Source organism: Frateuria sp., assembly GCF_035695185.1.
In the GTDB taxonomy this organism is placed as follows: domain Bacteria; phylum Pseudomonadota; class Gammaproteobacteria; order Xanthomonadales; family Rhodanobacteraceae; genus Frateuria_A.
On the sequence record NZ_DASSES010000060.1, the window covers coordinates 1 to 2,847 of the forward strand.

Here is a 2,847-nt window from a genome sequence, read left to right on the forward strand (position 1 = left end):
CGCCCCGCTGTACGTACTTCGTGGTCATGGTATGTCTCCGAGTTTTAGGGAGGGTTGCGGTGACCGGCGCCCGCGGGCGCCGGTCTGGCGAGAATTACTGGCCCGGGTTCTTGGCCAGGCCGCGGGAGTCGAGCGGGGCGACGCCGGCATCGATGCGGACCTTGTATTCGGTGCCGTCGATGGTCCAGCCGTCTTTCTGGTCGAGGAACGGGGTCTGGTTGCCATCCAGGTAGGCCACCTCGACGGTGTCGAACAGGTTCGGGTCGGCAGCACCGAACCAGGCATTGCCAGCCAGGCGGCCATCCGAGACGACTTCGAAGCGGCCGCGCTGCGTGTTGGCGTTGCTGCTGACCGAGCCATCGGCCTTCACTTCGAACTGGTTGTCGCGCACCAGCACCGCGTCGTCCTCGAGGTTCGCCGGAACGATCAGGTACTTGAGCGGGATGTTGATGGCCTGGCCGTCCACCTTCTGCGCCATCAGCAGCTTGCGCAGCGCGCCGACGCTGGCGGTGGTGATGCCGGCCGCGGCGGCGAGGTTGCCATGGGTGGCGTGGAACAGCGCCAGGCCATCGGCCAGCTTCGGGTTGTTCGACAGGATGGCGTAAACCAGATTGCCGATGGTGCGCTTGGCCGCGCGGCCCATCTTCTGCGGCACCGCAGTGAACGCGCCCAGGTCGTCGTTGATGATGGCCTGGCGGGTGATTGCGAACAGCTTGCCGTAGGTCGCCAGCACGATCGACTGGCCCGAGCTGCCGAAGGTGCCGTACTTGTACTCGCCGTCCTCGCCGATCTTGTCCAGTTCGGAGAAGAAGCCCAGGCCGGCGCGGCTGGCCTCGCGGAAGTCGGTCAGCGTGCCCGCGCGGGTCCACTGGTCGAAGGTTTCCGGTGCCTCGTCGTAGCCCCGCAGCAGCGCCGCACGGGCCGTGCTGGTGAGCAGCGCCGGAAAGTCGGTGGTGGTGGTGAACGCGGCACCGACCACGTCCATCGAGTCCATGCCACGGCGCGCGGTGCCGGTGCGTTCCAGCGAAGCGCGGGCGATTTCGATCAGGCGATAGCCGCGCAGCGGGTTCTGGCCGTCGGCCTGCACCACGCCGGCGCGTGCCAGGATGGCGTTCTGGCCCGCGGCCCGGAACTTGTCCGCTTCGTCGGCGACCAGCTCGACGCGGGCACCGCCGGCGATCGGCGTGGTCTGCGCGCCGATCTTGTCCAGCAGCTGCTGGCGGACGCGGTCCACACTCATGGCCGGGTCGGCGAGGGCGGCGGTGTAGATGGCCTGCACGCCGTCGCGCGCCAGGTACGGGGTCACCATGGCGGTGATTTCCTCGTTCCGGACGCGCAGGGCGGCGTGCACGTCGGCCGCGTTTGGCTGGGCAGCGCCACCACCGGCGCCCCGGTTGCCATCGGAAGGGTCGGCAGCCTGCTCGCGCAGGGATGCCATGGCGGCGAACAGCTTGCGAACTTTCATTTCGAGGTCTCCATCGTTGGCCGAGGCGGCCGTGGTAAGGGCGGCGACAAGCGCCCGCTGACCGCTGGCCGACGCCAGCGCGGTTTGCAGGGATTCCAGGTCGATGCCTTCGGGCACTACCAGACGCGGCTTGGTGGCCTTGGGCAGCGCGCGAGGGTGCTTGCCAGCGGCAGACATGGCGATCTGGCGGATGTGGTCAGGCGCACCGGCCAGCAGGCGGCTGACGCCCGCGGCGCGGGCCTGGGATTCGTCGTCGGTGGTGGTGTCGGCAAGCGGGTCGATGACCTTGTCGGCGAAGCCTTCGGTCACCGCCTGCTCGCCCGTGTAGTAGTGGTCCTGCCCGTCGGCCAGCAGGGCTAGCATGTCGGCGCGCCCGCGCCCGGACTTGCCGGAGTAGGCGCCCGCCATGGCCGAGGCGTAGGTGTCGAGCACTTCGGCCATCGCGCGCATGTCCTGCGCGTTGCCCTGGGCGTAGCCCCACGGCGCGTGGATCATCAGCAGCGAGGTCGCGGGCATCTGCACTTCATCGCCAGCCATGGCGATCAGGCTGGCGCTGGACATGGCCACGCCATCCACGGTGACTACCTTGCGCGCGCTATGGCGCTTGAGGGCGTTGTAGATCGCGATGCCGTCGCTGACGCTGCCGCCGTAGCTGTTGATGCGCACGTTGATTTGCGTGACCGAGGCGTCGAGCGCCTGCAGCTGCTGCACTACCGACAACGCAGTGACCGATTCGCCCCACCAGCTGTCGCCGATGTCGCCGTAGATCAGCAGTTCGTACTCGGTGCTGGAGGCGCCCACCGGGCGCAGGACCATCACCGGGCGGATGCGCGGCAGGCCGGTGGCCGGGTCGGCCTCGGCGAAGGCGCCGAAGCGGCGGCACTGGCGAACGGGGAGTGGACCCGCCAGCACCGCCACCGCGGCAAGCAGCACGCGCACGGCGAGCGCGCGAAGGGATAGGATCAGATTACGCATTGGCAGGGTCCTCGGTGGCGGCTGGCGCGGCCGCGCCGGTGGCGGATGCGCCGTCCTTTTGGGCAGGCGGCGTGAGGGTGATCGGTCTGCGCACGGGTTCGCTGCCCCACGCCTTGTGGACTTCATCCGTGGCAGCAGGCAGGCCGGCTTCCGAACGGAAGAAGTCTTCATCCGCCGCTTGTGGCGTGATCACGCCGCCGCGCACGCCGATGCCGTACGCATCGACCTTCGTGCGAAATGCCGCGGCTGGATCCGAGTCACCTTTGGTGGGCGCAGGGTCGGTGCCGTCGCCAGGCACCGCAGGCGGATCCTCCTGAAGACCGGCCGTCTTTAGGTCCTCGCGCCACTTGCGCTCGCTGCGGATCACGTCGGCGGGGTTGCGACCGCTCAGCAGGACAATCTCGCTA

At 68.9% G+C, this 2,847-nt stretch carries 2 protein-coding genes; both read right to left on the reverse strand.

Annotation, left to right across the window (positions count from 1 at the left end; all coding sequences use genetic code 11):
- Positions 1 to 94: 94 nt before the first annotated feature.
- The gene (locus tag VFH59_RS04270; RefSeq protein WP_325163645.1) at positions 95 to 2,440 is read right to left on the reverse strand and encodes a ClpP-like prohead protease/major capsid protein fusion protein; all 2,346 of its coding nucleotides are present in this window, start codon (positions 2,438 to 2,440) and stop codon (positions 95 to 97) included.
- The coding region (locus VFH59_RS04275; protein ID WP_325163646.1) for a hypothetical protein at positions 2,433 to 2,847 on the reverse strand (415 nt) is incomplete at its 5' end. The genes VFH59_RS04275 and VFH59_RS04270, both read right to left, overlap by 8 nt.